37 protein-coding genes are annotated in these 20,616 nt (G+C 44.6%); 36 read left to right on the top strand and 1 reads right to left on the bottom strand.

Annotated features, from left to right (window positions below):
- Positions 1–54 precede the first annotated feature (54 nt).
- The 35 genes from tuf to rpsI all read left to right on the top strand — a co-directional run bounded on the left by tuf (position 55) and on the right by rpsI (position 18,618).
- Positions 55–1,245, top strand: coding sequence for an elongation factor Tu (tuf, locus tag AC5ELV_RS24970; RefSeq protein ID WP_013312162.1), 1,191 nt, complete (start codon positions 55–57; stop codon positions 1,243–1,245).
- A gap of 339 nt (positions 1,246–1,584) precedes the next feature.
- A complete protein-coding gene (rpsJ, locus tag AC5ELV_RS24975; protein WP_005544556.1) occupies positions 1,585–1,893 on the top strand; it encodes a 30S ribosomal protein S10 in 309 nt (102 codons plus the stop codon).
- A gap of 32 nt (positions 1,894–1,925) precedes the next feature.
- Positions 1,926–2,549, top strand: a complete 624-nt coding sequence (gene rplC / locus AC5ELV_RS24980; RefSeq protein ID WP_013312161.1) for a 50S ribosomal protein L3 — start codon at positions 1,926–1,928, stop codon at positions 2,547–2,549.
- Between the two features lie 26 nt (positions 2,550–2,575).
- A complete protein-coding gene (rplD, locus tag AC5ELV_RS24985) occupies positions 2,576–3,199 on the top strand; it encodes a 50S ribosomal protein L4 (protein WP_013312160.1) in 624 nt (207 codons plus the stop codon).
- Complete coding sequence (rplW, locus tag AC5ELV_RS24990) at positions 3,199–3,489, top strand: 50S ribosomal protein L23 (RefSeq protein WP_014278314.1); 291 nt, start codon at positions 3,199–3,201, stop codon at positions 3,487–3,489. Before rplD ends, rplW begins: the two co-directional genes overlap by 1 nt.
- A 30-nt stretch (positions 3,490–3,519) precedes the next feature.
- Positions 3,520–4,350, top strand: a complete 831-nt coding sequence (gene rplB / locus AC5ELV_RS24995; protein WP_013312158.1) for a 50S ribosomal protein L2 — start codon at positions 3,520–3,522, stop codon at positions 4,348–4,350.
- Between the two features lie 72 nt (positions 4,351–4,422).
- A complete protein-coding gene (rpsS, locus tag AC5ELV_RS25000) occupies positions 4,423–4,701 on the top strand; it encodes a 30S ribosomal protein S19 (protein WP_007432579.1) in 279 nt (92 codons plus the stop codon).
- Between the two features lie 36 nt (positions 4,702–4,737).
- A complete protein-coding gene (rplV, locus tag AC5ELV_RS25005; RefSeq protein ID WP_013312157.1) occupies positions 4,738–5,070 on the top strand; it encodes a 50S ribosomal protein L22 in 333 nt (110 codons plus the stop codon).
- Positions 5,071–5,083: 13 nt separating this feature from the next.
- Positions 5,084–5,749 (top strand): 30S ribosomal protein S3, encoded by a 666-nt coding sequence (rpsC, locus tag AC5ELV_RS25010; protein ID WP_013312156.1) that lies wholly within the window; start codon positions 5,084–5,086, stop codon positions 5,747–5,749.
- 2 nt (positions 5,750–5,751) lie between these two features.
- Positions 5,752–6,186: a 50S ribosomal protein L16 gene (rplP, locus tag AC5ELV_RS25015; protein WP_007432576.1), complete on the top strand. Its 435-nt coding sequence runs from the start codon at positions 5,752–5,754 to the stop codon at positions 6,184–6,186.
- Positions 6,176–6,373, top strand: a complete 198-nt coding sequence (rpmC, locus tag AC5ELV_RS25020; protein ID WP_007432575.1) for a 50S ribosomal protein L29 — start codon at positions 6,176–6,178, stop codon at positions 6,371–6,373. Before rplP ends, rpmC begins: the two co-directional genes overlap by 11 nt.
- Positions 6,374–6,423: 50 nt before the next feature.
- Positions 6,424–6,687 carry a 30S ribosomal protein S17 gene (gene rpsQ / locus AC5ELV_RS25025; RefSeq protein ID WP_007432574.1) on the top strand — a complete coding sequence of 88 codons (264 nt, stop codon included), beginning with the start codon at positions 6,424–6,426 and terminating at the stop codon, positions 6,685–6,687.
- A 34-nt stretch (positions 6,688–6,721) separates the two neighbouring features.
- On the top strand, positions 6,722–7,090 hold the full coding sequence (gene rplN / locus AC5ELV_RS25030) for a 50S ribosomal protein L14 (RefSeq protein ID WP_007432573.1): 369 nt from the start codon (positions 6,722–6,724) through the stop codon (positions 7,088–7,090).
- A 36-nt stretch (positions 7,091–7,126) separates the two neighbouring features.
- The gene (gene rplX, locus AC5ELV_RS25035; RefSeq protein ID WP_013312155.1) at positions 7,127–7,480 is read left to right on the top strand and encodes a 50S ribosomal protein L24; all 354 of its coding nucleotides are present in this window, start codon (positions 7,127–7,129) and stop codon (positions 7,478–7,480) included.
- Between the two features lie 31 nt (positions 7,481–7,511).
- Positions 7,512–8,057 (top strand): 50S ribosomal protein L5, encoded by a 546-nt coding sequence (gene rplE, locus AC5ELV_RS25040; protein ID WP_007432571.1) that lies wholly within the window; start codon positions 7,512–7,514, stop codon positions 8,055–8,057.
- A gap of 76 nt (positions 8,058–8,133) precedes the next feature.
- Complete coding sequence (locus AC5ELV_RS25045; RefSeq protein WP_010348808.1) at positions 8,134–8,319, top strand: type Z 30S ribosomal protein S14; 186 nt, start codon at positions 8,134–8,136, stop codon at positions 8,317–8,319.
- 32 nt (positions 8,320–8,351) lie between these two features.
- The gene (rpsH, locus tag AC5ELV_RS25050) at positions 8,352–8,750 is read left to right on the top strand and encodes a 30S ribosomal protein S8 (protein WP_007432570.1); all 399 of its coding nucleotides are present in this window, start codon (positions 8,352–8,354) and stop codon (positions 8,748–8,750) included.
- A gap of 33 nt (positions 8,751–8,783) precedes the next feature.
- A complete protein-coding gene (rplF, locus tag AC5ELV_RS25055) occupies positions 8,784–9,326 on the top strand; it encodes a 50S ribosomal protein L6 (protein WP_013312152.1) in 543 nt (180 codons plus the stop codon).
- Between the two features lie 115 nt (positions 9,327–9,441).
- Positions 9,442–9,810: a 50S ribosomal protein L18 gene (gene rplR, locus AC5ELV_RS25060; RefSeq protein ID WP_007432568.1), complete on the top strand. Its 369-nt coding sequence runs from the start codon at positions 9,442–9,444 to the stop codon at positions 9,808–9,810.
- A 27-nt stretch (positions 9,811–9,837) separates the two neighbouring features.
- Positions 9,838–10,335, top strand: a complete 498-nt coding sequence (rpsE, locus tag AC5ELV_RS25065; RefSeq protein ID WP_013312151.1) for a 30S ribosomal protein S5 — start codon at positions 9,838–9,840, stop codon at positions 10,333–10,335.
- A gap of 12 nt (positions 10,336–10,347) precedes the next feature.
- The gene (gene rpmD / locus AC5ELV_RS25070; RefSeq protein WP_013312150.1) at positions 10,348–10,533 is read left to right on the top strand and encodes a 50S ribosomal protein L30; all 186 of its coding nucleotides are present in this window, start codon (positions 10,348–10,350) and stop codon (positions 10,531–10,533) included.
- Positions 10,534–10,576: 43 nt separating this feature from the next.
- Positions 10,577–11,017: a 50S ribosomal protein L15 gene (rplO, locus tag AC5ELV_RS25075; RefSeq protein ID WP_013312149.1), complete on the top strand. Its 441-nt coding sequence runs from the start codon at positions 10,577–10,579 to the stop codon at positions 11,015–11,017.
- Positions 11,017–12,315 (top strand): preprotein translocase subunit SecY, encoded by a 1,299-nt coding sequence (secY, locus tag AC5ELV_RS25080; protein ID WP_061831397.1) that lies wholly within the window; start codon positions 11,017–11,019, stop codon positions 12,313–12,315. Before rplO ends, secY begins: the two co-directional genes overlap by 1 nt.
- A gap of 90 nt (positions 12,316–12,405) precedes the next feature.
- On the top strand, positions 12,406–13,050 hold the full coding sequence (locus AC5ELV_RS25085; protein WP_013312147.1) for an adenylate kinase: 645 nt from the start codon (positions 12,406–12,408) through the stop codon (positions 13,048–13,050).
- Positions 13,051–13,055: 5 nt separating this feature from the next.
- Complete coding sequence (locus tag AC5ELV_RS25090; protein ID WP_493432305.1) at positions 13,056–13,595, top strand: M24 family metallopeptidase; 540 nt, start codon at positions 13,056–13,058, stop codon at positions 13,593–13,595.
- Positions 13,596–13,604: 9 nt separating this feature from the next.
- A complete protein-coding gene (locus AC5ELV_RS25095; RefSeq protein ID WP_013312145.1) occupies positions 13,605–13,913 on the top strand; it encodes a KOW domain-containing RNA-binding protein in 309 nt (102 codons plus the stop codon).
- Between the two features lie 2 nt (positions 13,914–13,915).
- Entirely contained in the window at positions 13,916–14,131 is a 216-nt protein-coding gene (gene infA, locus AC5ELV_RS25100) for a translation initiation factor IF-1 (protein WP_006212898.1), read from the top strand.
- Positions 14,132–14,249: 118 nt separating this feature from the next.
- Positions 14,250–14,363, top strand: coding sequence for a 50S ribosomal protein L36 (gene rpmJ, locus AC5ELV_RS25105; protein WP_003333770.1), 114 nt, complete (start codon positions 14,250–14,252; stop codon positions 14,361–14,363).
- 21 nt (positions 14,364–14,384) lie between these two features.
- A complete protein-coding gene (gene rpsM, locus AC5ELV_RS25110) occupies positions 14,385–14,753 on the top strand; it encodes a 30S ribosomal protein S13 (protein WP_007432560.1) in 369 nt (122 codons plus the stop codon).
- Between the two features lie 19 nt (positions 14,754–14,772).
- Entirely contained in the window at positions 14,773–15,168 is a 396-nt protein-coding gene (gene rpsK, locus AC5ELV_RS25115) for a 30S ribosomal protein S11 (protein WP_013312144.1), read from the top strand.
- Positions 15,169–15,303: 135 nt separating this feature from the next.
- Positions 15,304–16,248: a DNA-directed RNA polymerase subunit alpha gene (locus AC5ELV_RS25120; RefSeq protein WP_007432558.1), complete on the top strand. Its 945-nt coding sequence runs from the start codon at positions 15,304–15,306 to the stop codon at positions 16,246–16,248.
- 34 nt (positions 16,249–16,282) lie between these two features.
- Positions 16,283–16,648 (top strand): 50S ribosomal protein L17, encoded by a 366-nt coding sequence (rplQ, locus tag AC5ELV_RS25125; RefSeq protein WP_013312143.1) that lies wholly within the window; start codon positions 16,283–16,285, stop codon positions 16,646–16,648.
- 150 nt (positions 16,649–16,798) lie between these two features.
- A complete protein-coding gene (truA, locus tag AC5ELV_RS25130; RefSeq protein ID WP_493432306.1) occupies positions 16,799–17,584 on the top strand; it encodes a tRNA pseudouridine(38-40) synthase TruA in 786 nt (261 codons plus the stop codon).
- 183 nt (positions 17,585–17,767) lie between these two features.
- Positions 17,768–18,205: a 50S ribosomal protein L13 gene (gene rplM / locus AC5ELV_RS25135; RefSeq protein ID WP_311080126.1), complete on the top strand. Its 438-nt coding sequence runs from the start codon at positions 17,768–17,770 to the stop codon at positions 18,203–18,205.
- Positions 18,206–18,225: 20 nt separating this feature from the next.
- A complete protein-coding gene (gene rpsI / locus AC5ELV_RS25140; RefSeq protein ID WP_013312140.1) occupies positions 18,226–18,618 on the top strand; it encodes a 30S ribosomal protein S9 in 393 nt (130 codons plus the stop codon).
- Between the two features lie 473 nt (positions 18,619–19,091).
- Here rpsI and AC5ELV_RS25145 read toward each other — a convergent pair whose 3' ends face one another.
- Positions 19,092–19,331: a malic enzyme-like NAD(P)-binding protein gene (locus AC5ELV_RS25145; protein ID WP_493432307.1), complete on the bottom strand. Its 240-nt coding sequence runs from the start codon at positions 19,329–19,331 to the stop codon at positions 19,092–19,094.
- A gap of 550 nt (positions 19,332–19,881) precedes the next feature.
- Here AC5ELV_RS25145 and AC5ELV_RS25150 point away from each other — a divergent pair.
- Positions 19,882–20,574: a phosphoadenylyl-sulfate reductase gene (locus AC5ELV_RS25150; protein WP_493432308.1), complete on the top strand. Its 693-nt coding sequence runs from the start codon at positions 19,882–19,884 to the stop codon at positions 20,572–20,574.
- The last annotated feature ends 42 nt before the right edge of the window (positions 20,575–20,616 follow it).

Consider the following 20,616-nt stretch of genomic DNA (forward strand, 5'->3'; position numbering starts at 1 on the left):
AAAAGGCATCCGGCAGCCTAAAATAAAACAAGTTATTGAGGAGGAATTGTTCAAATGGCAAAGGCTAAGTTTGAACGTAACAAACCGCACGTTAATATCGGTACTATTGGTCACGTCGATCATGGTAAAACTACTTTGACTGCTGCAATCACAACTGTATTGTCCAAAACTTACGGTGGTGCTGCTGTAGCATTCGATCAAATCGATAAAGCTCCAGAAGAGCGCGAACGCGGTATCACAATCTCCACTGCACACGTGGAATATGAAACACCTAACCGTCACTATGCACACGTTGACTGCCCAGGTCACGCCGACTATGTTAAAAACATGATCACTGGCGCTGCACAAATGGACGGAGCGATTCTGGTTGTATCCGCAGCTGACGGCCCAATGCCGCAAACTCGCGAGCACATCCTGTTGTCCCGCCAAGTTGGTGTTCCTTACATCGTTGTATTCCTGAACAAATGCGACATGGTTGAAGACGAAGAGTTGTTGGAATTGGTTGAAATGGAAGTTCGCGACTTGCTGAGCGAGTATGACTTCCCAGGCGACGACACTCCAATCATTCGCGGTTCCGCTCGTGAAGCTCTGCAAAATCCAGAGGGCGACTATGCTAAGAAAATCGTTGAAATGTTCGAAATAATCGACACTTACATCCCAACTCCAGAACGCGACACTGACAAGCCTTTCTTGATGCCTGTCGAGGACGTATTCTCCATCACAGGTCGTGGTACAGTTGCTACTGGCCGTGTGGAGCGTGGTACAGTTAAAGTGGGCGACGAAATCGAAATCATCGGTATTCAAGAAGAATCCCGTAAATCCGTAGTAACAGGCGTAGAAATGTTCCGCAAATTGCTTGACTCCGCTCAAGCTGGTGACAACATCGGCGCACTGCTTCGCGGTGTAGATCGTGCACAAATCGAGCGTGGTCAAGTATTGGCTAAGCCAGGTTCTGTTAACCCACATACAGAATTCTCTGCTCAAATCTACGTTTTGACTAAAGAAGAGGGTGGACGTCACAAACCTTTCTTCACTGGATACCGTCCACAGTTCTACTTCCGTACAACTGACGTAACTGGTATCATCACTTTGCCAGAAGGTTCCGAAATGGTAATGCCTGGTGATAACATCACAGTTACTGTTCAACTGATCAATCCAATCGCTATCGAAGAAGGAACTAAGTTCTCTATTCGTGAAGGTGGACGTACAGTTGGCGCTGGTGCGGTAGCAACAATCTCCAAATAAGAAGGCTTTAGCCTTTTAAATAAAGCAACATTGTACTGGAACGAGTAACATTGTATTGGAACGGAGCTAAAGAAGCCCCCGCCCTAGTGCGGGGGCTTTTCTCATGAGTAAATCGCGAGCTGCGAGCACAATTGTATCCTTTGAAAATAAGATGCATTGTTTTTTCGTTTTTGCTTGCAATAGGCAGAACTATTCGATATAATAACTAATGTTGTTTGTGACTGTGCGATGATGTGAGAGGTTACTGACACACCCGGCCCCTTTGCCATGGGAGGGCTGTCGGAAAATTTTCACGGAGTATGTCCGATACCAAATTGGGCGATAGAAGGAGGGACTAAAATGGCAAAGCAAAAAATTCGTATTCGTTTGAAAGCTTACGATCATAGAATTCTTGATCAATCCGCTGAGAAAATTGTTGAAACAGCTAAACGTTCGGGCGCAGGTGTATCCGGGCCAATTCCGCTGCCAACTGAAAAACAAATCATTACTATTCTCCGTGCGGTACACAAGTACAAGGATTCCCGGGAACAGTTCGAAATGCGCACACACAAGCGTTTGATCGACATTGTTAATCCGACTCCACAAACTGTGGATGCCTTGATGCGCTTGGACCTGCCGTCCGGTGTAGATATCGAAATTAAATTGTAATATGTAATTAGGAAAAGAAATGAGGTGTCAACATGAAAGGTATCTTAGGAAAAAAACTCGGAATGACTCAAGTGTTTACCCCTGAAGGTAACGTACTTGCTGTTACGGTTATCGAAGCAGGTCCTTGTGTTGTTCTGCAAAAGAAAGATCTGGAAAACGATGGATACGAAGCTATCCAACTCGGTTTCTCTGATAAAAAAGAAAAAAGATCCAACAAACCTGAAGCAGGACATGCGAAAAAAGCAAATACTGCACCTAAGCGCTACGTTCGTGAACTTCGTGGCATCGACCTTGCTGCGTACGAGGTTGGCCAAGAACTGAAGGCTGATGTCTTCACAGAAGGCGAGTTCGTTGACGTAACAGGTATTTCTAAAGGTAAAGGTTTTGCCGGCGTTATCAAACGTTGGGGACAAAGCCGCGGACCAATGGCACACGGCTCGCGTTACCACAGAGGTCCAGGTTCTATGGGTTCCATTCAAGCTAACCGCGTTCCTAAAGGTAAACATCTGCCAGGACACATGGGACATGAAACGGTAACGATCCAACGTCTTGAAGTTGTTAAGATCGATACAGAACGTAATGTATTGCTCGTGAAAGGTTCCATTCCAGGACCTAAAAATAGCTTCGTTAAAGTATTAGAAACGGTGAAAAAATAAACAACTGAAGAAAGGAGGAACACGAAATGCCAAAAGTAGCACTATTTAATATTAGCGGCAGCCAAGTTGGTGAAATTGAACTGAATGACGCAGTGTTCGGCATCGAGCCGAATAAACACGTTCTTCATGACGCTGTTGTTATGCAATTGGCTTCCCTGCGTCAAGGTACTCACAAAGTAAAAGGACGTTCTGAAGTACGTGGTGGCGGACGTAAACCTTGGAAACAAAAAGGTACTGGCCGCGCTCGTCAAGGTTCGATCCGTGCACCGCAATGGGTTGGTGGCGGTACTGTATTCGGTCCGACTCCACGTAGCTATGCTTACAAATTGCCTAAAAAAGTTCGTCGTCTGGCGATCAAATCGGCGTTGTCATCCAAAGTGATTGAGAATGAAATTATCGTATTGGACGCTCTTACACTGAACGGACCTAAAACGAAAGAATTCGCAGCCATTTTGAATAACCTTAAAGCTGATCGTAAAGCATTGATCGTAGCTCCTAGCTATGATGATAATGTAGCACTTTCCGCTCGTAATATTCCTGGTGTGAAGTTTGTAGCCGCAGATGGCATTAATGTTCTTGATGTGCTCGGACACGACAAACTGATCATTACGAAGGAAGCAGTTCAGAAGGTAGAGGAGGTGCTCGCGTAATGAAGGATCCTCGTGATATTATCAAACGTCCGGTTATCACCGAACGTACGGCTGGTATGATGAATGACTTGAAATACGTTTTCGAGGTTGACATTCGTTCTAACAAAGTCGAAGTTAAAAAAGCAATCGAAGCCATTTTTAACGTGAAAGTAAGTAGCGTAAATACGCTTCGTGTTCCTGCAAAACCAAAACGCTACGGACGTCATTCCGGCTATACGAGCGAGTGGAAGAAAGCGTTCGTAACGCTGAGCAAAGACAGTAAGCCGCTTGAGTTTTTTGAAACGGTATAATTGAATCTGTAAAGTAAGGAGGGAAACTCAGTGCCAATTAAAAAGTATAAACCAACGTCCCCGGCCAGACGTGCTATGTCTGTATCTACTTTCGAGGAGATTACAACTAATCAGCCCGAGAAATCGTTGCTGGCACCTCTGAGCAAGCAAGCTGGACGCAATAACCAAGGTAAAATTACAGTTCGTCATCAAGGCGGCGGACACAAACGTAAATACCGTATTATTGACTTCAAACGTAACAAAGATGGAATACCGGGCCGCGTTGCTACGATCGAATATGATCCAAACCGTACGTCCAACATCGCACTTATCCACTATGTGGATGGTGAAAAACGTTACATCATCGCTCCTAAAGGTCTGAAAGTAGGAGACGAAGTGGTATCCGGTGCAGGTTCCGATATTAAAATCGGTAACTCCTTGCCATTGGAAAACATTCCAGTAGGTACGGTTATCCACAACATCGAATTGAAACCGGGTAAAGGTGGCCAACTCGTTCGTGCTGCTGGTACGGAAGCCCAACTTCTTGGTAAAGAAGAAAAGTATGTTACAATTCGTTTGACTTCTGGTGAAGTTCGCCGCATTCTGAAAGTTTGCCGCGCTACAATCGGTTCTGTAGGTAACGAAGACCACGAACTGGTGAAAATCGGTAAAGCTGGTCGTAGTCGCTGGTTGGGACAACGTCCTGAAGTTCGCGGTGTTGTAATGAACCCTAACGATCACCCACACGGTGGTGGTGAAGGTCGCGCTCCAATCGGACGTAAATCTCCAATGTCTCCATGGGGTAAACCAACCCTTGGTTACAAGACGCGTAAAAAAGGTAAAGCATCTGATAAGTACATCGTTCGTCGTCGTACTAAGTAATAAAACGTGCGCTTAAGTCGCACGTTAACATATTAAGGAACGACTACGTTTTAACGAAGGGAGGATTCATAAATGGGTCGCAGTCTCAAAAAAGGACCATTCATTGATGGTTACCTGTTGAAAAAAGTAGAGGTTTTAAACGAGTCGGACAAAAAAGTGGTAATCAAAACTTGGTCCCGTCGCTCTACGATTTTCCCACAATTTATCGGACATACGTTTGGTGTATACGATGGTCGTAAACACGTACCAGTATACGTAACAGAAGATATGGTCGGACACAAATTGGGCGAATTCGCTCCAACACGTACGTACAAAGGCCATACGGATGACGATAAGAAAACAAGAAGATAATCAACACAGCGTAGTGTTTGAGAGGAGGTAAACTCAATGGAAGCAAAAGCACATGCTAAATCCGTGCGGATTTCTGCTCGCAAAGTGAAACTTGTTATCGATTTGATTCGCGGTAAGCAGGTTGGTGAGGCGATCGCAATTCTTCGTCACACTCCAAAGTCCGCTTCTCCAGTCGTTGAGAAATTGTTGAATTCTGCGATTGCAAATGCAGATCACAACTACTCTTTGGACGTAAATAAGTTGGTAGTATCTCAGGTTTTTGTAAACCAAGGTCCTACAATGAAACGATTCCGCCCGCGTGCAATGGGTCGTGCAAGCCGCATCAACAAACGCACCAGTCATATTACTCTGGTGGTATCTGAAAAATAAGGAGGGAAAACGTGTGGGCCAAAAGGTAAATCCCGTCGGACTCCGAATCGGTATTATCCGTGATTGGGAATCCAAATGGTATGCAGGCAAAGATTTCGGTGATCTTTTGCTGGAAGACGTTAGAATTCGTGAACATCTGAAAAAAAGATTGAAAGACTCCGCTGTATCCCGTGTTGAAATCGAGAGAGCAGCTAACCGTGTCAACGTAACGATTCACACTGCGAAACCAGGTATGGTTATCGGTAAGGGTGGTTCTGAAGTTGAAAATCTGCGTAATGAAATTACTAAAATCGCAGGCGGTAAAAAGGTACACATCAATATTTCTGAAATTAAAAATCCTGAACTGGACGCAATTCTGGTTGCTGAAAGCATTGCACAACAATTGGAACGTCGTGTTTCTTTCCGTCGTGCTTTGAAACAAGCGATTCAAAGAACTATGCGTTCCGGAGCAAAAGGAATTAAAACTCAAGTAGGCGGACGTCTTGGCGGTGCCGAAATCGCTCGTTCCGAAGGGTACAGCGAAGGAACTGTTCCACTGCATACGCTTCGTGCCGACATTGACTATGGTACAGCGGAAGCTCATACTACTTACGGTCGTCTTGGCGTGAAAGTATGGATCTATCGTGGAGAGGTTCTTCCTCCAGCTAAGAAACAAGCTCCTCAGGAAGGAGGCAACTAATCATGTTGGTACCAAAACGCGTAAAACATCGTAAACAACAACGTGGTCATATGAAGGGTCGTGCAAAAGGCGGTACTACACTGAACTTTGGTGAGTACGGTTTGCAAGCTACTGAACCTGCATGGATTACTAACCGTCAAATCGAAGCTGCTCGTATTGCGATGACTCGTTACATCAAACGTGGTGGTAAGGTTTGGATTAAAATTTTCCCTGACAAACCAATTACTCAGAAGCCTCTTGAGGTTCGTATGGGTAGTGGTAAAGGTAACGTAGAAAAATGGGTTGCAGTAGTGAAACCAGGCAAGATTATGTTCGAACTTGCTGGTGTTCCGGAAGAGATTGCTCGTGAAGCAATGCGTCTTGCCGCTCACAAACTGCCAATCAAAACTAAGTTTGTGAAACGTGAAGAATTGGGTGGTGAAGCAAATGAAGGCTAGTGAATTCCGCAACCTAACCACTGCTGAAATCGAACAAAAGATCTCCGGTTTTAAAGAAGAACTTTTCAACCTTCGTTTTCAACTCGCTACCGGTCAGCTTGATAACCCGACTCGGATCGGCGCTGTGCGTAAGGAAATTGCTCGTGCTAAAACTGTGATCCGTGAAAGAGAACTTGGGATTAGCTAAGATATCAGACCGGGTGGAAAATCCGCCTGTAATTAGGAAGGAGGCCAACAATGAGCGAACGTAATGCCCGTAAAGTATTAGTCGGTAAAGTAGTCAGCGACAAAATGGATAAAACGATTGTGATTGCTGTAGAAACTTACAAAAAACATGATCTCTACCATAAACGCATTAAAGTAACTAAGAAATTCAAAGCTCATGATGAAAACAACACTGCACAAATTGGTGATACTGTTAAAATCATGGAAACTCGCCCTTTGTCCAAAGACAAAAACTGGAGACTGGTCGAAATCGTTGAAAAAGCTGTTATAATCTAATGTAGTGTAGTTTTTCCGAAAGGAGGATAAATAAATGATTCAACCATTTACACGTTTGACTGTAGCTGACAATTCCGGCGCGAAGGAACTGATGTGTATCCGTGTGCTCGGTGGTACGGGACGTCGTACAGCTCAAATTGGTGACCTGATCGTTTGTTCCGTAAAACAAGCAACACCAGGCGGCGTTGTCAAAAAGGGTGATGTAGTAAGAGCGGTTGTTGTTCGTACTAAACGTTCTATCCGCCGTAAAGACGGTTCCTACATCGGATTTGACGAGAACGCAGCAGTGGTCGTTAAAGAAGACAAGAGCCCACGTGGTACTCGTATTTTCGGACCAGTTGCTCGCGAACTTCGTGACAAGGACTTCATGAAAATCGTTTCCTTGGCTCCGGAAGTGATCTAAACTCACCTTAAAATGTGCCCGTAGGAGGTGTACGAAATGCCAAAAGTGAAAAAAGTTCTGGAATCCCATAACAACAAGCTGCACGTCAAAAAAGACGACACTGTTCTGGTGATTACAGGTAAAGATAAAGGTAAAAAAGGTCGCGTTATCGCTGCTTACCCTCGTCAAAACCGTGTGCTTGTGGAAGGTGTTAACATGATTAAAAAACACCAAAAGCCTAATCAGCTGAATCCACAAGGCGGCATCATCGAGAAAGAAGCTCCGATTCACGTTTCCAACGTTATGCACATTGATCCGAAGAGCGGAAAAGTAACTCGTGTTGGTTACAAAGTTTTGGACAACGGAAAAAAAGTGCGCATTGCAAAACGTTCTGGCGAAGTGATCGACTAATTATTTTTTGAAGAAAGGAGGTATATGATTCATGGCTACAACAAGAATGAAAGAACGTTTCTTGAAAGAAATCACTCCTGCTTTGATGCAGAAGTTCAACTATACAACAGTGATGCAAGTGCCTAAAATCGAGAAAGTTGTAATCAACATGGGTGTTGGCGACGCAGTCCAAAACTCCAAAGTACTTGATTCAGCTCTCAACGACATGCAGCTGATCGCTGGTCAAAAACCAGTAATCACTCGCGCAAAAAAATCTATTGCAGGTTTTAAATTGCGTGAAAACATGCCGATCGGTGTAAAGGTAACACTTCGTGGCGAGCGTATGTATTATTTCTTGGACAAATTGTTCAACATTACTCTTCCTCGCGTACGTGACTTCCATGGTGTATCGACAAAAGCTTTCGACGGACGTGGTAACTACACGCTTGGTCTGAAAGAACAGTTGATCTTCCCGGAAATCGAGTATGATCAAGTTGATAAAGTTCGTGGTATGGACATCGTTATCGTAACGACTGCCAAAACTGACGAAGAGTCCCGTGAGCTTCTGACTCAGCTGGGCATGCCTTTCGCAAAGTAATGTTGGCATAACGTTTCGGGCGTCTGATTTTAAAGACACCCTGTTCTCCGAAACTATTTAGGAGGTGTCAGGCTAAGTGGCAAAAACTTCAATGAAAGTCAAACAACAACGCGCACCAAAGTTTAAAGTTCGTGCTTACACTCGTTGCGAGCGTTGTGGTCGTCCACATTCGGTACTGCAAAAGTTTAAGATCTGCAGAATTTGCTTCCGTGAATTAGCTTATAAAGGCCAGATTCCTGGCGTGAAAAAAGCAAGCTGGTAAAAAGTCCTGTTTGGGAAGGAGGTTTATACACAATGACTATGTCTGATCCAATTGCAGATATGCTTACTCGTATTCGTAACGCGAACACAGTTCGTCACGAAACAGTAGAAATGCCTGCATCTACAATGAAAAAACAAATCGCCGACATCCTGAAACGTGAAGGATTCATTCGTGATGCGGAATTTGTTGAAGATAGCAAACAAGGGATCATCCGTATTTTCTTGAAATACGGTGCGAACAACGAGCGTGTTATTACAGGTTTGAAAAGAATCAGTAAACCAGGTCTTCGTGTTTACACGAAGAGCAATGAGATTCCACGCGTACTGGGTGGACTCGGGATCGCAATCATTTCAACATCCAAAGGTATCATGACCGACAAAGAAGCACGTCAGTCCAAAGCCGGCGGAGAAGTTGTTTGCTACGTTTGGTAAGATAACGTTTAAAAGATAGGAGGTGCAACAGATATGTCCCGTATTGGTCGTAAACCAATCACAGTACCAAGTGGTGTTGACGTGACTTTGAACAACACAGCGATCACAGTTAAAGGTCCTAAAGGAACATTGACTCGTGAGCTTCATAAAGACATGTCCGTTACTGTGGAAAACAATGAAATTAATGTAGTTCGTCCTTCGGACAACAAACTTCACCGCTCTTTGCATGGAACAACCCGCAGCGTTGTCAACAACATGGTAAGTGGTGTAACTGAAGGGTTTTCAAAATCTCTGGAGCTGGTTGGGGTCGGATATCGTGCAAGCAAATCCGGAGATAAAATCGTTCTGAACGTTGGATACTCTCACCCGGTTGAAATCACACCGGAAGCGGGCATCGAATTCGAAGTTCCTTCGAACACAAAAATCATCGTTCGCGGAATTGATAAAGAGCGTGTAGGTGCCTACGCTGCTAAAATTCGTTCCGTTCGTGAACCTGAACCGTACAAAGGTAAAGGGATTAAATACGAAGGCGAGCGCATCATTCGTAAAGAAGGTAAAGCCGGTAAGAAGAAATAAGTTTCTTACCGACTTTGTGCGGTCTTTCTGCAGGAAAGACTTCGTACTTCTTTTTTACCCAGTGCGTCTTAGTATAAAGTTTTAAAAGGCAAACTGAAGGGAGTGAAAACTTGAGATGATTACAAAACAAGATAAAAATAAAGCACGTGTCAGAAGACATCTGCGTGTACGTAAGAAAATCGAAGGTACGGCTGTACGTCCTCGTTTGAACGTATTCCGCTCTTCCAAGCATATCTACGCACAACTGATTGATGATGTAGCTGGTGTAACATTGGTATCTGCATCCACTATGGATAAAGAACTAAGCAGCGAAATCAAAAACGGCGGTAGTGTAGAAGCAGCTCGTAAAGTTGGCGAACTCGTTGCTAAACGTGCGAAAGAAAAAGGTCATGCTAACATCGTATTTGACCGTGGTGGATACTTGTATCATGGACGGATTCAAGCTTTGGCTGATGCAGCTCGCGAAGCAGGCCTTGAATTCTAAGACATTTCTCAAAAGGAGGTTAACGACTTGCGTGTAGATCCGAATACTTTGGAACTGACTGAAAGAGTAGTAAATATTAATCGTGTAGCTAAAGTTGTCAAAGGCGGACGCCGTTTCAGCTTCAGTGCTCTGGTAGTAGTGGGCGACGGCAACGGCTGGGTAGGCGCTGGAATCGGTAAAGCTGGCGAAGTACCTGATGCAATTCGCAAAGGTATTGAAGATGCTAAGAAAAACCTGGTTCACGTTCCACTCGTAGGAACAACAATTCCTCACCTTGTTACAGGTAAGTTCGGTGCTGGCCGGGTTCTGTTGAAACCGGCATCGGAAGGTACTGGAGTTATCGCTGGTGGTCCGGTTCGTGCTGTACTGGAACTTGCTGGTGTAGGTGATATCTTGACAAAATCTTTGGGTTCTTCGAATTCCATGAATATGGTCAATGCGACTTTGGAAGGTTTGTCCCGCTTGAAACGCGCTGAAGAAGTTGCAAAATTGCGCGGCAAATCCATCGAAGAGCTGCTGGGCTAAGGAGGGAATATCATGGCGAAATTAGAAATTACCCTCGTTCGTTCGTTGATCGGCCGTCCTGGTAATCAGAGAACGACTGTTAAAACGCTCGGCTTGCGTAAAATCAACCATAAAGTAGTTCAACCCGACAATGCAGCTATTCGCGGGATGATTAATCAAGTTAGCCATTTGGTTTCTGTTAAAGAAATTGAGGCTTAAGAAATAAAGTATTTTAACAATAATCAAGGAGGTGCAACGAACGATGAAGTTACATGAGCTTTCCCCAGCTCCAGGCTCCCGCAAAGAACGTAAACGTTTGGGTCGTGGTCCTAGTAGCGGTACGGGTAAAACTTCTGGTCGTGGTCATAAAGGTCAAAACGCTCGTTCCGGCGGTGGTGTACGTCCGGGCTTCGAGGGTGGTCAAAACCCACTGTATCGTCGCTTGCCTAAACGCGGTTTCGTAAATCCTACTCGTAAAGAGTATGCGGTTTTGAATATCGAAGATTTGAACAGTTTTGCAGCGGGTACAGAAGTAAGCCCTGAGTTTTTGCTGAACAATGGCATTGTGAAAAACGCTAAATCCGGAATTAAAATTCTGGGTAACGGTGAAATCACTGTGAAATTGACAGTTAAAGCGAACAAGTTCTCTCAATCTGCGGTAGAGAAAATTGAAGCTGCCGGCGGTAAAACCGAGGTGATCTAATGTTCAAGACCCTGAAAAATATATGGCGGGTTGAGGATCTTAGAACCCGAATCCTGTTCACCCTGTTTATACTCTTTGTATATCGTATTGGCTCCTTCGTGCCGGTTCCCGGCGTGAACAAGCAAGTCTTTACTTCTCAGGATCAGGCAGGAAGCGAGTTGTTTGGACTCCTTAACACCTTCTCAGGGGGCGCATTGTATCAGTTTTCGATCTTCGCCCTTGGGATTATGCCATATATTACAGCGTCCATCATTGTACAGTTGCTGTCAATGGACGTGATTCCGAAACTTGCGGAATGGGCTAAACAAGGAGAGCATGGTAAAAAGAAGTTGGCTCAAATTACGCGTTATGGTACGGTAATACTTGGCCTGATTCAAGCATTTGGAACGTCGATTGGCTTTAATCGACTGTACGGTGCAGCGATGATTCCAGGAGCCACTTTTGCAGATTATCTGGTCATTGCCATTGTGCTTACAGCAGGAACTACGTTCCTTATGTGGCTCGGTGAGCAAATTACCGAAAAGGGAATCGGCAACGGTATCTCTATTGTTATCTTCGCAGGGATTGCGGCGGGTATTCCAAGACATATTCGGACGGTTGTAGAATCTCAGTTTATTCAGGCAGATCAGCTGTTTATGAATATTCTGAAGGCAATTATAATTGCTCTGGTGATTGTTCTGATTATTGTTGGTGTTATCTACATCCAGCAAGGTATTCGGAAAATCCCGGTACAATACGCGAAACGTGTAGTTGGCAACAAAATGTACGGTGGCCAGAATACGCATATTCCGATGAAAATTAATGCGGCAGGCGTTATTCCGGTAATCTTTGCGGTATCATTGCTGCAATTCCCGACAATTATTGCGAGTTTCTGGGCAGATCATGCTTGGGCCAAGTGGATTACCACTTACTTGTATTATGACAAGCCGCTGGGCATGGTTTTGTATGTCGTAATGATTATCGGTTTCACATTCTTCTATACCTTTGTACAGATGAATCCGCAGCAAATGGCCGACAATATGAAGAAAAACGGCGGTTATATTCCGGGAATTCGCCCGGGTAAAGCCACGGAGAAATACTTGACACGAGTAATGTCACGTTTGACAATGACAGGAGCTTTGTTTCTGGCAGTCATATCCGTTTTGCCGGTATTCTTCGGTTCGCTTTCGGGCTTGCCTCGTTCCGTGCAAATTGGCGGTACTTCATTGCTCATCATCATTGGTGTAGCATTGGATACAATGAAGCAAATCGAAAGCCAACTGATCAAACGCCATTACAAAGGCTTCATCAACAAATAGGCAATAGGTACCGGCTTAGGATGTTCGCATGCTTACCGGCACCTTTTGTGCTGTTTCTTGTGTAGGGGTCGTCTTGAGGAGTGACAGATTGTGAATATTTTGATCATGGGCCCTCCGGGGGCTGGTAAAGGTACACAAGCAGATGTCATTGTGAAGGAATTCGGCATTCCTCATATCTCGACAGGTGATGCTTTTCGCCTAGCGATGAAACAGGGAACACCTATTGGCATTAAAGCTAAAGAATATATCGACAAGGGTGAACTTGTTCCGGATGATGTAACAATCGGTATCGTTGAAGAACGGCTACAACAGCCAGATTGCAAGAAAGGGTTCTTGCTGGACGGTTTTCCAAGAACTTTGGCTCAAGCTGAAGCCTTGGATCAAATTTTGGGTCGTTTGAATACGAAGCTAGATGACGTCATCAACCTGAAAGTGGATAGTGACAACTTGTTGGCACGAATCACAGGACGGCGGGTTTGTAAAAGCTGCGGAACTAGCTATCATATTGTCTTTAATCCTCCTAAGGTTGAAGGCATTTGCGATAAAGACGGTGGGGAACTCTATCAGCGTCCTGACGATAATGAAGATAGCGTAAGAACACGACTTGACGAATATAGTAATAAAACAGCACCACTCCTCACGTTTTATGAGAACCAGAATCTTCTGCGTCATATTGACGGAGAACAGGATATTGATGTGGTTTCCCAAAATATCGTGTCCTTGTTGCGGGGTTAGCTGTAATGATCATTTGCAAGTCGGGGACGGAATCAAGCTTTATGAGGAAAGCTAAGAGAATAGATACGGAAACGGATCATCTCTTGGCAGGACACATCGAGCCCGGTATTACGACCGGTGAACTTGATCATTTAGCTGATCGGTATATTCGCAGTCAGGGAGCTGTGCCGTCTTTTAAAGGTTATAACGGTTTTCCTGCTAGCATTTGCGCTTCAGTCAACGAACAACTGGTGCACGGATTTCCCGGCAAACGCAAGTTAAACAAAGGCGATCTCATCGCGAAAACTCGCCAGTTTACAATGTCGCATGCCATTCGGCAATATATTGAGAATCCAAACCGTGGTATTCCTGAGCATGGGTCGAGGCTGAAAACCGGCATTGGGCTGGCTATTGAATCAATGATTCAGATAGGTTCTCACCATGTAGGGACGCTGGAAGACAACTGGACGGTCGTTACGATGAACGTAACCTCATGTGCTCATAACGAGCAAGCGGTGACGTGCCAAACGGGCGGCATGGACATTTTCACGAAACTGAGTGCGTAGGTGATTGGAATGATTCAGCAAGGAAACCTGCAAATCGGTCAGCTGGTGAAGATTCTGAAAGGCAGAGGTGCCGGACAGATTGCGGTTGTCGTTTCAGTAGCAGATAGCAGGTTTGTATATATTGCGGATGGGGATAAACGAAAGTTTGATCAAGCGAAGAAGAAAAATGTTCTTCATTTGGTGCCTCAGCCAAAGATTAGTAGCGAGATTGTAAACAGTTTAAACGAAAGCGGTCGGGTGACGAATGGAAAGCTGCGCCATGCAGTGAAAACTTTCCTGGACTCGTCCGAATACCAAGCTGAAGAGAAAGGAGACTGACTTTGGCCAAAGAAGATGTCATTGAGGTTGAAGGTACGGTAATCGAGCCACTGCCGAACGCTACGTTCAAGGTAGAGCTGGAGAACGGTCATCAAATTCTTGCTCATGTTTCCGGAAAGCTGCGGATGCACTTTATCCGTATTTTGACAGGCGACAAGGTGGTTGTACAGTTATCGCCTTACGATTTAACCAAAGGCCGTATAACGTACCGCAAGTAATTCATGCAGGTTTTTATTAAACGTACGTCATTTAAAAAAACTTGTTTTGCTCGGCAAAACGATGTGAATGTTCACGAAGCGAGTTTTACCAGGGTAAAGCTTGGAGGAGGTAATCAACATGAAGGTAAGACCTTCTGTAAAACCTATTTGCGAAAAGTGCAAAGTCATTCGCCGCAAAGGGAATGTAATGGTTATTTGCGAAAATCCGAAACACAAACAAAAACAAGGTTAATAGAAGGGGGTGTAGCGTAAAATGGCTCGTATAGCTGGTGTGGATTTGCCACGTGACAAACGCGTTGAGATCGCCTTGACTTACATTTTCGGAATCGGTAAAACGACTTCTCAGAAAATCTTGAAGGAAACAGGCATCAGTGCAAACACGCGTGTTCGTGATTTGACTGAAGATGAAGTGAGCAAATTACGTGAAACGATCGACAAAGAAGTTAAAGTAGAAGGCGATCTGCGTCGTGAAATTTCCTTGAATATTAAACGTCTGACTGAGATTGGCTGCTACCGTGGTGTTCGTCACCGTCGTGGGTTGCCTGTTCGCGGACAACGTACTAAAACTAATGCTCGTACCCGTAAAGGTCCTCGTCGGACTGTAGCGAACAAAAAGAAATAAGAAGGGAGGATAACATTCAATGGCTAAACCGAAAAAAGTTGTACGTACAAAACGTCGTGACCGTAAAAATATCGAGACTGGCGTGGCACACATCCGTTCCACGTTCAACAACACGATCGTTACGATCACAGATCCACACGGTAACGCAATCTCTTGGGCCAGCTCAGGCGGCATGGGATTCCGTGGTTCCCGTAAATCTACTCCATTCGCAGCGCAAATGGCCGCAGAAACTGCTGCTAAAGCTGCTATGGAACACGGCATGAAAACTGTCGAAGTCATGGTTAAAGGACCTGGTGCAGGTCGCGAAGCAGCAATCCGCTCTTTGCAAGCTGCTGGTTTGGAAGTTAACCTGATTAAAGACGTAACTCCGGTACCTCATAACGGATGCCGTCCTCCAAAACGTCGTCGCGTCTAATGAGATTTCTCCTCTGCGTGTAGTATAGATCCGGCACAAACTGCCAAGAATGGATGTTTAGGTATACTGCATGATAGACTATGGATAAGGTGAATGTTTCATATAGGAGCGACGTTTTGAAGGAGGGATATTGCAGTGATAGAAATCGAAAAGCCGAAAATTGAGACGGTTGACGTCAATGATGATGGCACCTATGGAAAATTCGTAGTAGAACCGCTGGAGCGCGGATACGGTACGACGCTGGGAAACTCGCTTCGCCGTATTCTGTTATCCTCGTTACCGGGGGCAGCAGTCACATCGGTTCAGATCGATGGGGTTCTGCACGAGTTTGCAACGGTTCCCGGTGTGAAGGAAGACGTAACGGAAATCATTCTGAACTTGAAAGCTTTATCGCTTAAAATCCACTCGGATGAAGAGAAAGTACTCGAAATCGATGCGGAAGGCGAAGGAGTTGTAACGGCAGGAGATATCCGTGCGGATAGTGATGTGGAAATTCTTAATCCGGATCTTCACATTGCTACGCTCGGACCGGGTTCGAGACTTCACATGCGTATTTTTGCCAATCGCGGTCGCGGTTACGTTAAGCAGGATCGGAACAAACGTGATGACCAGCCGATCGGCGTCATTCCCGTCGACTCCATCTACACTCCGATTGCACGCGTGAACTACGGCGTAGAAAATACGCGTGTCGGCCAGGTTACGAATTATGACAAGCTGACACTTGAGGTTTGGACTGACGGAAGTATTCGTCCCGAGGAAGCAGTGAGCCTTGGAGCCAAAATTTTGACCGAGCATGTGATGTTGTTCGTGGGTCTCACGGACGAGGCAAAAGATGCTGAAATTATGGTTGAAAAAGAAGAAGACAAGAAAGAAAAAGTTCTTGAAATGACGATCGAAGAGCTGGATCTCTCCGTCCGTTCCTATAACTGCCTTAAGCGCGCTGGTATCAATACGGTACAAGAACTCACGACTAAATCTGAAGAAGATATGATGAAGGTCCGTAACTTGGGTCGCAAATCTTTGGAAGAAGTACAAGAGAAGCTCGAGGAACTTGGTTTAGGACTTCGTACGGAAGAATAGTACAGCAACGTTTTTGTGAAGGAGGGGAAATTACATGGCATACCAAAAATTGGGCCGTAACTCCAGTGCCCGTAAAGCTTTGTTTCGTGATTTGGTAACCGATCTGTTCTTGTATGAGCGTATCCAAACTACTGAGGCTAAAGCGAAAGAAGTTCGTTCTATTGCTGAAAAACTGATCACCAAAGCGAAAAAAGGAGATCTGCACGCACGTCGTCAAGTGGCTGCGTTCGTTCGCCGTGAAACTTTGGATGGTGAGCAGGATGCAATCCAAAAGCTGTTTAGCGAATTGGCTACACGTTACACTGAGCGTCCAGGTGGATACACTCGTATCTTGAAATTGGGACCTCGTCGTGGCGACGCCGCTCCAATGGTATATCTGGAATTGGTTGACCGCGCGTAAACAGGCGAAGATGAGGGAAGGGTGGACAGAATCGGCTTGATTCTGAACAACCCTTTTTTTCTCTTGGAGGAGTCCTTGAGGGGCTTCTCCTTTGTTATGTTCGGTTATTCCATGTAAGGCCAGAGACTACCCTACAAAGGTGTGAGAAGCATGCGGAACTTGTGCATGAAGGTGAACTATGACGGAACCCACTATGATGGCTTTCAGACGCAGCCTAACGGTAACACCATTCAGGACTGCCTTGAACATGCTATTTACTCCTTGACGGGCGAGCGTCTTAAAATTACAGGCTCAGGCCGTACAGATGCAGGTGTACATGCATACGGGCAGGTATTCAATTTTCACACTGAATCGCCGATTCCGTTACAGCGCTGGTGTCTGGCACTTAATGCCTGGTTGCCTCGTGATATCATCGTTACGGATGCGAGAGAGGTGCCCCTGTCCTTTCATGCACGCCGCATGGCGAAGCGGAAGACATATCGGTACAGTATTAATGCGAACCGGTTTCCGGACATCTTTCACCGTCGTACACAGGCCCATCATCCAACGAGACTGGATATAAGAGCGATGGAGGAAGGGTTGGCTCATTTAGTTGGCACCTTTGATTATACTTCGTTCGCATCTCGACGTTCCCAAAAGACGAATCATGTTCGCACTATTTACGAAGCCTATATGACAGTAGACCATTCCTTTTCACGTCCGGGATCGGATGATCAGGGAATTATCCATACTTATATTACAGGTAGCGGATTTTTGCAGCACATGGTTCGGATTATTATGGGTACTTTGCTGGAAGTGGGAGAAGGCAAAAAATCGGCGGATGATATTCCTTCCATTTTGGAGGCGAAAAATCGTTCAAAGGCTGGACCTACGGCTGTTGGACACGCTTTAACGCTCTGGAATGTAGAGTACGATGAAAACATCAAAAAACATTGATTTTACCCTTGCGGAATTGATGGTTATCCTGTAATATAAAAGTTGTGTTTTCTTAATGGCTTTCCCACAGCCCCAATTAAGATAATCACTTTAAAGTAACATCTAATCCATCAATAATGCAGCAACTTAACGAACGAAGATAAATGATGATTTCTGTTAACGAACTTAAGGAGGATACTTTTCATGCGTACTACGTATATGGCGAAGCCAAATGAAGTTGAGCGCAACTGGCACATCATTGATGCCGAAGGCAAAACGCTCGGCCGTCTGGCAAGCGAAGCGGCTGCGTTGATTCGCGGCAAACACAAGCCACAATTCACACCACATGTGGACACAGGTGATTTTGTTGTTGTAATCAATGCGGAAAAAATCGTATTGACCGGTAAAAAAATGGAGAACAAGAAATACTACCGTCACTCCCTGCATCCGGGTGGTCTGAAAGTAACGGTTGCACAAGAAATGGTTAAGAACAAGCCTGAGCGTATGTTGGAATTGGCTGTTCACGGTATGCTTCCTAAAACTCGTCAAGGCGAGAAAATGAAGCTGAGACTTAAAGCTTACAGAGGCATTGAGCATCCACATGCAGCACAAAAACCTGAAGTTTACGAACTTCGCGGATAATTAAAAGGGAGGACAGTTTCATGGCACAAGTACAATACTATGGGACAGGTCGTCGTAAACATTCGGTAGCTCGTGTTCGTCTCGTACCGGGTGAAGGACGCATTGTCATCAATAAGCGTGATATTAATGAATATTTCGGTTTGGAAACTCTCAAACTGATTGTAAAACAACCACTGAACCTGACAGAAACAGTTGGCAGCTATGACGTACTCGTTATCGCTCATGGTGGTGGTATCTCTGGTCAAGCCGGCGCAATTCGCCACGGTATTTCCCGTGCTCTGTTGAAGGCAGATCCAGAATTCCGCCCAGCTTTGAAAAAAGCAGGCTTCTTGACTCGTGACCCACGTATGAAAGAACGTAAAAAATACGGTCTCAAAGCTGCTCGTCGTGCACCACAGTTCTCGAAACGTTAATATTTCGAATACAGAAGAACCTTTTCCTTATGGAAAGGGTTCTTTTTTAATTTCCTAATCCTTATCCACATGTGGATAAGTAGACCTACTCTAAAAGCTACGGGCTTTAGCATGTTCCTGCGAATACATAAATAACAGCATGCAAATGCAGGAATACGAAAAGTTATCCACAAATACAGTTTTCTATTTCAACGCAGTTTATTCTGTAATGTTTATAACCTGTGGCTAAAATATAATGTTCTGCTATTCAATATAGCTTCATCTTAATATTCTCTGCTAAGTGCTGTTTCATGAGGATACTTTGCTTTCACCTGTTTATGTAAAGGCTCCTTGATATGTTCTGGCTGGCACTGTCTATGCCTCTTGTACAGCTGTTTTGGGCGCAGCTAGGGATACGGCAAGGAATACCTCTTTTTATGTGTGTGCACTGGTAAGAAGGATGCTCAGTAGCCTAGCACTATCCGCTGCCTATGCTACTGCAATTGCAACGGCGATGTACATGTTACTGGTAATGGAAATAGTCTACACAGCAATCGCTCCAAACTATAACCGGGAGCCAATACATTGTACGACTGTTTACCCTCATAAAATTGCTCCTCATTGATGATAGGCTTTAAATAGGCTTCCAGTAGCGATAAGAGTCTTGCTTGTGTGCAGTGGATCATTTCCTCGGGAATTGCCTCTACAAGCGTTTTAGGATTGGATAGAGGCATAATAAGCGTTCAGCGCGCAGTCATTTCTTTTATAAATGAAAGCATCGTTGACGTTAGGGCTCCAGAATAGTGTAGTGGGTTTCTTCTGGCTAAAAAATTCGATAGGGCATATTCCTCCAAGGACCAAACTATTTCCATATGTTTTCATATAAGAAAGGCCTTTGTTTAAAAGCGTACTGGTAGTACATCATTGTCTTCGGAGAGTAGAGAACAAGCCGCCTTTGTTGACGTGAAAAGCCTTCATTCAAGCATACCTTCAGCTAAAATAGTTACTTTTAGTAACCAAAGAGCCTATGGACCATTTTCGAATGTTTGGTATAAGAATATTTTATATAAAGTCAATGAACTTGGTTGGATACGCAAGAAAGCATTAAAGAATGCTGACAGAACAACGTTCCTGCAAATTTGGGTGGATAAATGCTCACATCAGGACTTTTTGCCTTGGATTGACAATGATTATGAAAGTTTTATACTGTATTTAATCTTATTTGTTTAGTCGGCATTGGGATGACACTTTATTTATGAATCTTCATATGGAGGCGCATTGATAATGAATTTATTGGAGAAAGAAGCGTTGATTAGAGTCAAGGCAGTTGAACTGGAAGAGGCTACGCCAGAGGAAATTATCCAGTATGCTGTTCTCACATTTCCCAATCTTACCTTTGCTTGTAGCTTCGGAGCAGAAGATGTAGTACTAGTAGACATGCTTCAAAAAATTAGCCCTTCCACCGACATTTTTTACTTGGACACCGACTTTCATTTTCAAGAAACTTACGATACGCGAGATCAGATGAAAGCCAGATATAACTTGGATTTTGTTAGAGTCTCTCCCTTAATTACTCCTGAAGAGCAAGCGGCTGAGCATGGAGAGGAACTGTGGAAAACAAATCCTAATACATGCTGTGGTATACGCAAAGTTGAGCCGCTGACACGTATTTTGTCACAATATGATGCATGGATTACCGGTATTCGCCGGGATCAGGCCCCTACCCGTGCGAATTCAAAAAAGGTAGAGTATGATGAAAAGTTTGGACTCGTTAAATTTAACCCCTTGGCAAGCTGGACATCCGAGGATGTATGGAACTATATCCGTACTCATGAAGTGCTGTATAATCCATTGCATGACCGCAATTATCCCAGTATCGGTTGTGAGCAATGTACACGTGAAGTCCTACCAGGTGAAGATCCTCGTGCAGGTCGCTGGTCAGGCAATGAGAAAACGGAGTGTGGGCTCCATCAATAAAATGGTATTCAGCTAGCTATAGTCATATTTATGAAGAGAAGG

The organism is Paenibacillus sp. NMA1017 (assembly GCF_058895805.1).

Excerpts from the sequence above, each read along its gene's own strand:
- truA (WP_493432306.1), top strand. The coding sequence starts at position 16,799 with ATGCGGAACTTGTGCATGAAGGTGAACTATGACGGAACCCACTATGAT.
- AC5ELV_RS25145 (WP_493432307.1), bottom strand. The coding sequence starts at position 19,331 with ATGCCTCTATCCAATCCTAAAACGCTTGTAGAGGCAATTCCCGAGGAA.
- rplF (WP_013312152.1), top strand. The coding sequence starts at position 8,784 with ATGTCCCGTATTGGTCGTAAACCAATCACAGTACCAAGTGGTGTTGAC.
- rpsS (WP_007432579.1), top strand. The coding sequence starts at position 4,423 with ATGGGTCGCAGTCTCAAAAAAGGACCATTCATTGATGGTTACCTGTTG.
- rpsJ (WP_005544556.1), top strand. The coding sequence starts at position 1,585 with ATGGCAAAGCAAAAAATTCGTATTCGTTTGAAAGCTTACGATCATAGA.
- rpsK (WP_013312144.1), top strand. The coding sequence starts at position 14,773 with ATGGCTAAACCGAAAAAAGTTGTACGTACAAAACGTCGTGACCGTAAA.
- rplC (WP_013312161.1), top strand. The coding sequence starts at position 1,926 with ATGAAAGGTATCTTAGGAAAAAAACTCGGAATGACTCAAGTGTTTACC.
- rpmD (WP_013312150.1), top strand. The coding sequence starts at position 10,348 with ATGGCGAAATTAGAAATTACCCTCGTTCGTTCGTTGATCGGCCGTCCT.
- rplQ (WP_013312143.1), top strand. The coding sequence starts at position 16,283 with ATGGCATACCAAAAATTGGGCCGTAACTCCAGTGCCCGTAAAGCTTTG.
- rplW (WP_014278314.1), top strand. The coding sequence starts at position 3,199 with ATGAAGGATCCTCGTGATATTATCAAACGTCCGGTTATCACCGAACGT.
- rpmC (WP_007432575.1), top strand. The coding sequence starts at position 6,176 with ATGAAGGCTAGTGAATTCCGCAACCTAACCACTGCTGAAATCGAACAA.
- rplM (WP_311080126.1), top strand. The coding sequence starts at position 17,768 with ATGCGTACTACGTATATGGCGAAGCCAAATGAAGTTGAGCGCAACTGG.
- rplX (WP_013312155.1), top strand. The coding sequence starts at position 7,127 with ATGCCAAAAGTGAAAAAAGTTCTGGAATCCCATAACAACAAGCTGCAC.
- rplV (WP_013312157.1), top strand. The coding sequence starts at position 4,738 with ATGGAAGCAAAAGCACATGCTAAATCCGTGCGGATTTCTGCTCGCAAA.
- rplP (WP_007432576.1), top strand. The coding sequence starts at position 5,752 with ATGTTGGTACCAAAACGCGTAAAACATCGTAAACAACAACGTGGTCAT.
- rpsQ (WP_007432574.1), top strand. The coding sequence starts at position 6,424 with ATGAGCGAACGTAATGCCCGTAAAGTATTAGTCGGTAAAGTAGTCAGC.
- AC5ELV_RS25095 (WP_013312145.1), top strand. The coding sequence starts at position 13,605 with ATGATTCAGCAAGGAAACCTGCAAATCGGTCAGCTGGTGAAGATTCTG.
- rplR (WP_007432568.1), top strand. The coding sequence starts at position 9,442 with ATGATTACAAAACAAGATAAAAATAAAGCACGTGTCAGAAGACATCTG.
- rpmJ (WP_003333770.1), top strand. The coding sequence starts at position 14,250 with ATGAAGGTAAGACCTTCTGTAAAACCTATTTGCGAAAAGTGCAAAGTC.
- rpsI (WP_013312140.1), top strand. The coding sequence starts at position 18,226 with ATGGCACAAGTACAATACTATGGGACAGGTCGTCGTAAACATTCGGTA.
- rplE (WP_007432571.1), top strand. The coding sequence starts at position 7,512 with ATGGCTACAACAAGAATGAAAGAACGTTTCTTGAAAGAAATCACTCCT.
- rplN (WP_007432573.1), top strand. The coding sequence starts at position 6,722 with ATGATTCAACCATTTACACGTTTGACTGTAGCTGACAATTCCGGCGCG.
- AC5ELV_RS25090 (WP_493432305.1), top strand. The coding sequence starts at position 13,056 with ATGATCATTTGCAAGTCGGGGACGGAATCAAGCTTTATGAGGAAAGCT.
- rpsM (WP_007432560.1), top strand. The coding sequence starts at position 14,385 with ATGGCTCGTATAGCTGGTGTGGATTTGCCACGTGACAAACGCGTTGAG.
- AC5ELV_RS25150 (WP_493432308.1), top strand. The coding sequence starts at position 19,882 with ATGAATTTATTGGAGAAAGAAGCGTTGATTAGAGTCAAGGCAGTTGAA.
- rplD (WP_013312160.1), top strand. The coding sequence starts at position 2,576 with ATGCCAAAAGTAGCACTATTTAATATTAGCGGCAGCCAAGTTGGTGAA.
- secY (WP_061831397.1), top strand. The coding sequence starts at position 11,017 with ATGTTCAAGACCCTGAAAAATATATGGCGGGTTGAGGATCTTAGAACC.
- tuf (WP_013312162.1), top strand. The coding sequence starts at position 55 with ATGGCAAAGGCTAAGTTTGAACGTAACAAACCGCACGTTAATATCGGT.
- rplO (WP_013312149.1), top strand. The coding sequence starts at position 10,577 with ATGAAGTTACATGAGCTTTCCCCAGCTCCAGGCTCCCGCAAAGAACGT.
- rpsH (WP_007432570.1), top strand. The coding sequence starts at position 8,352 with ATGACTATGTCTGATCCAATTGCAGATATGCTTACTCGTATTCGTAAC.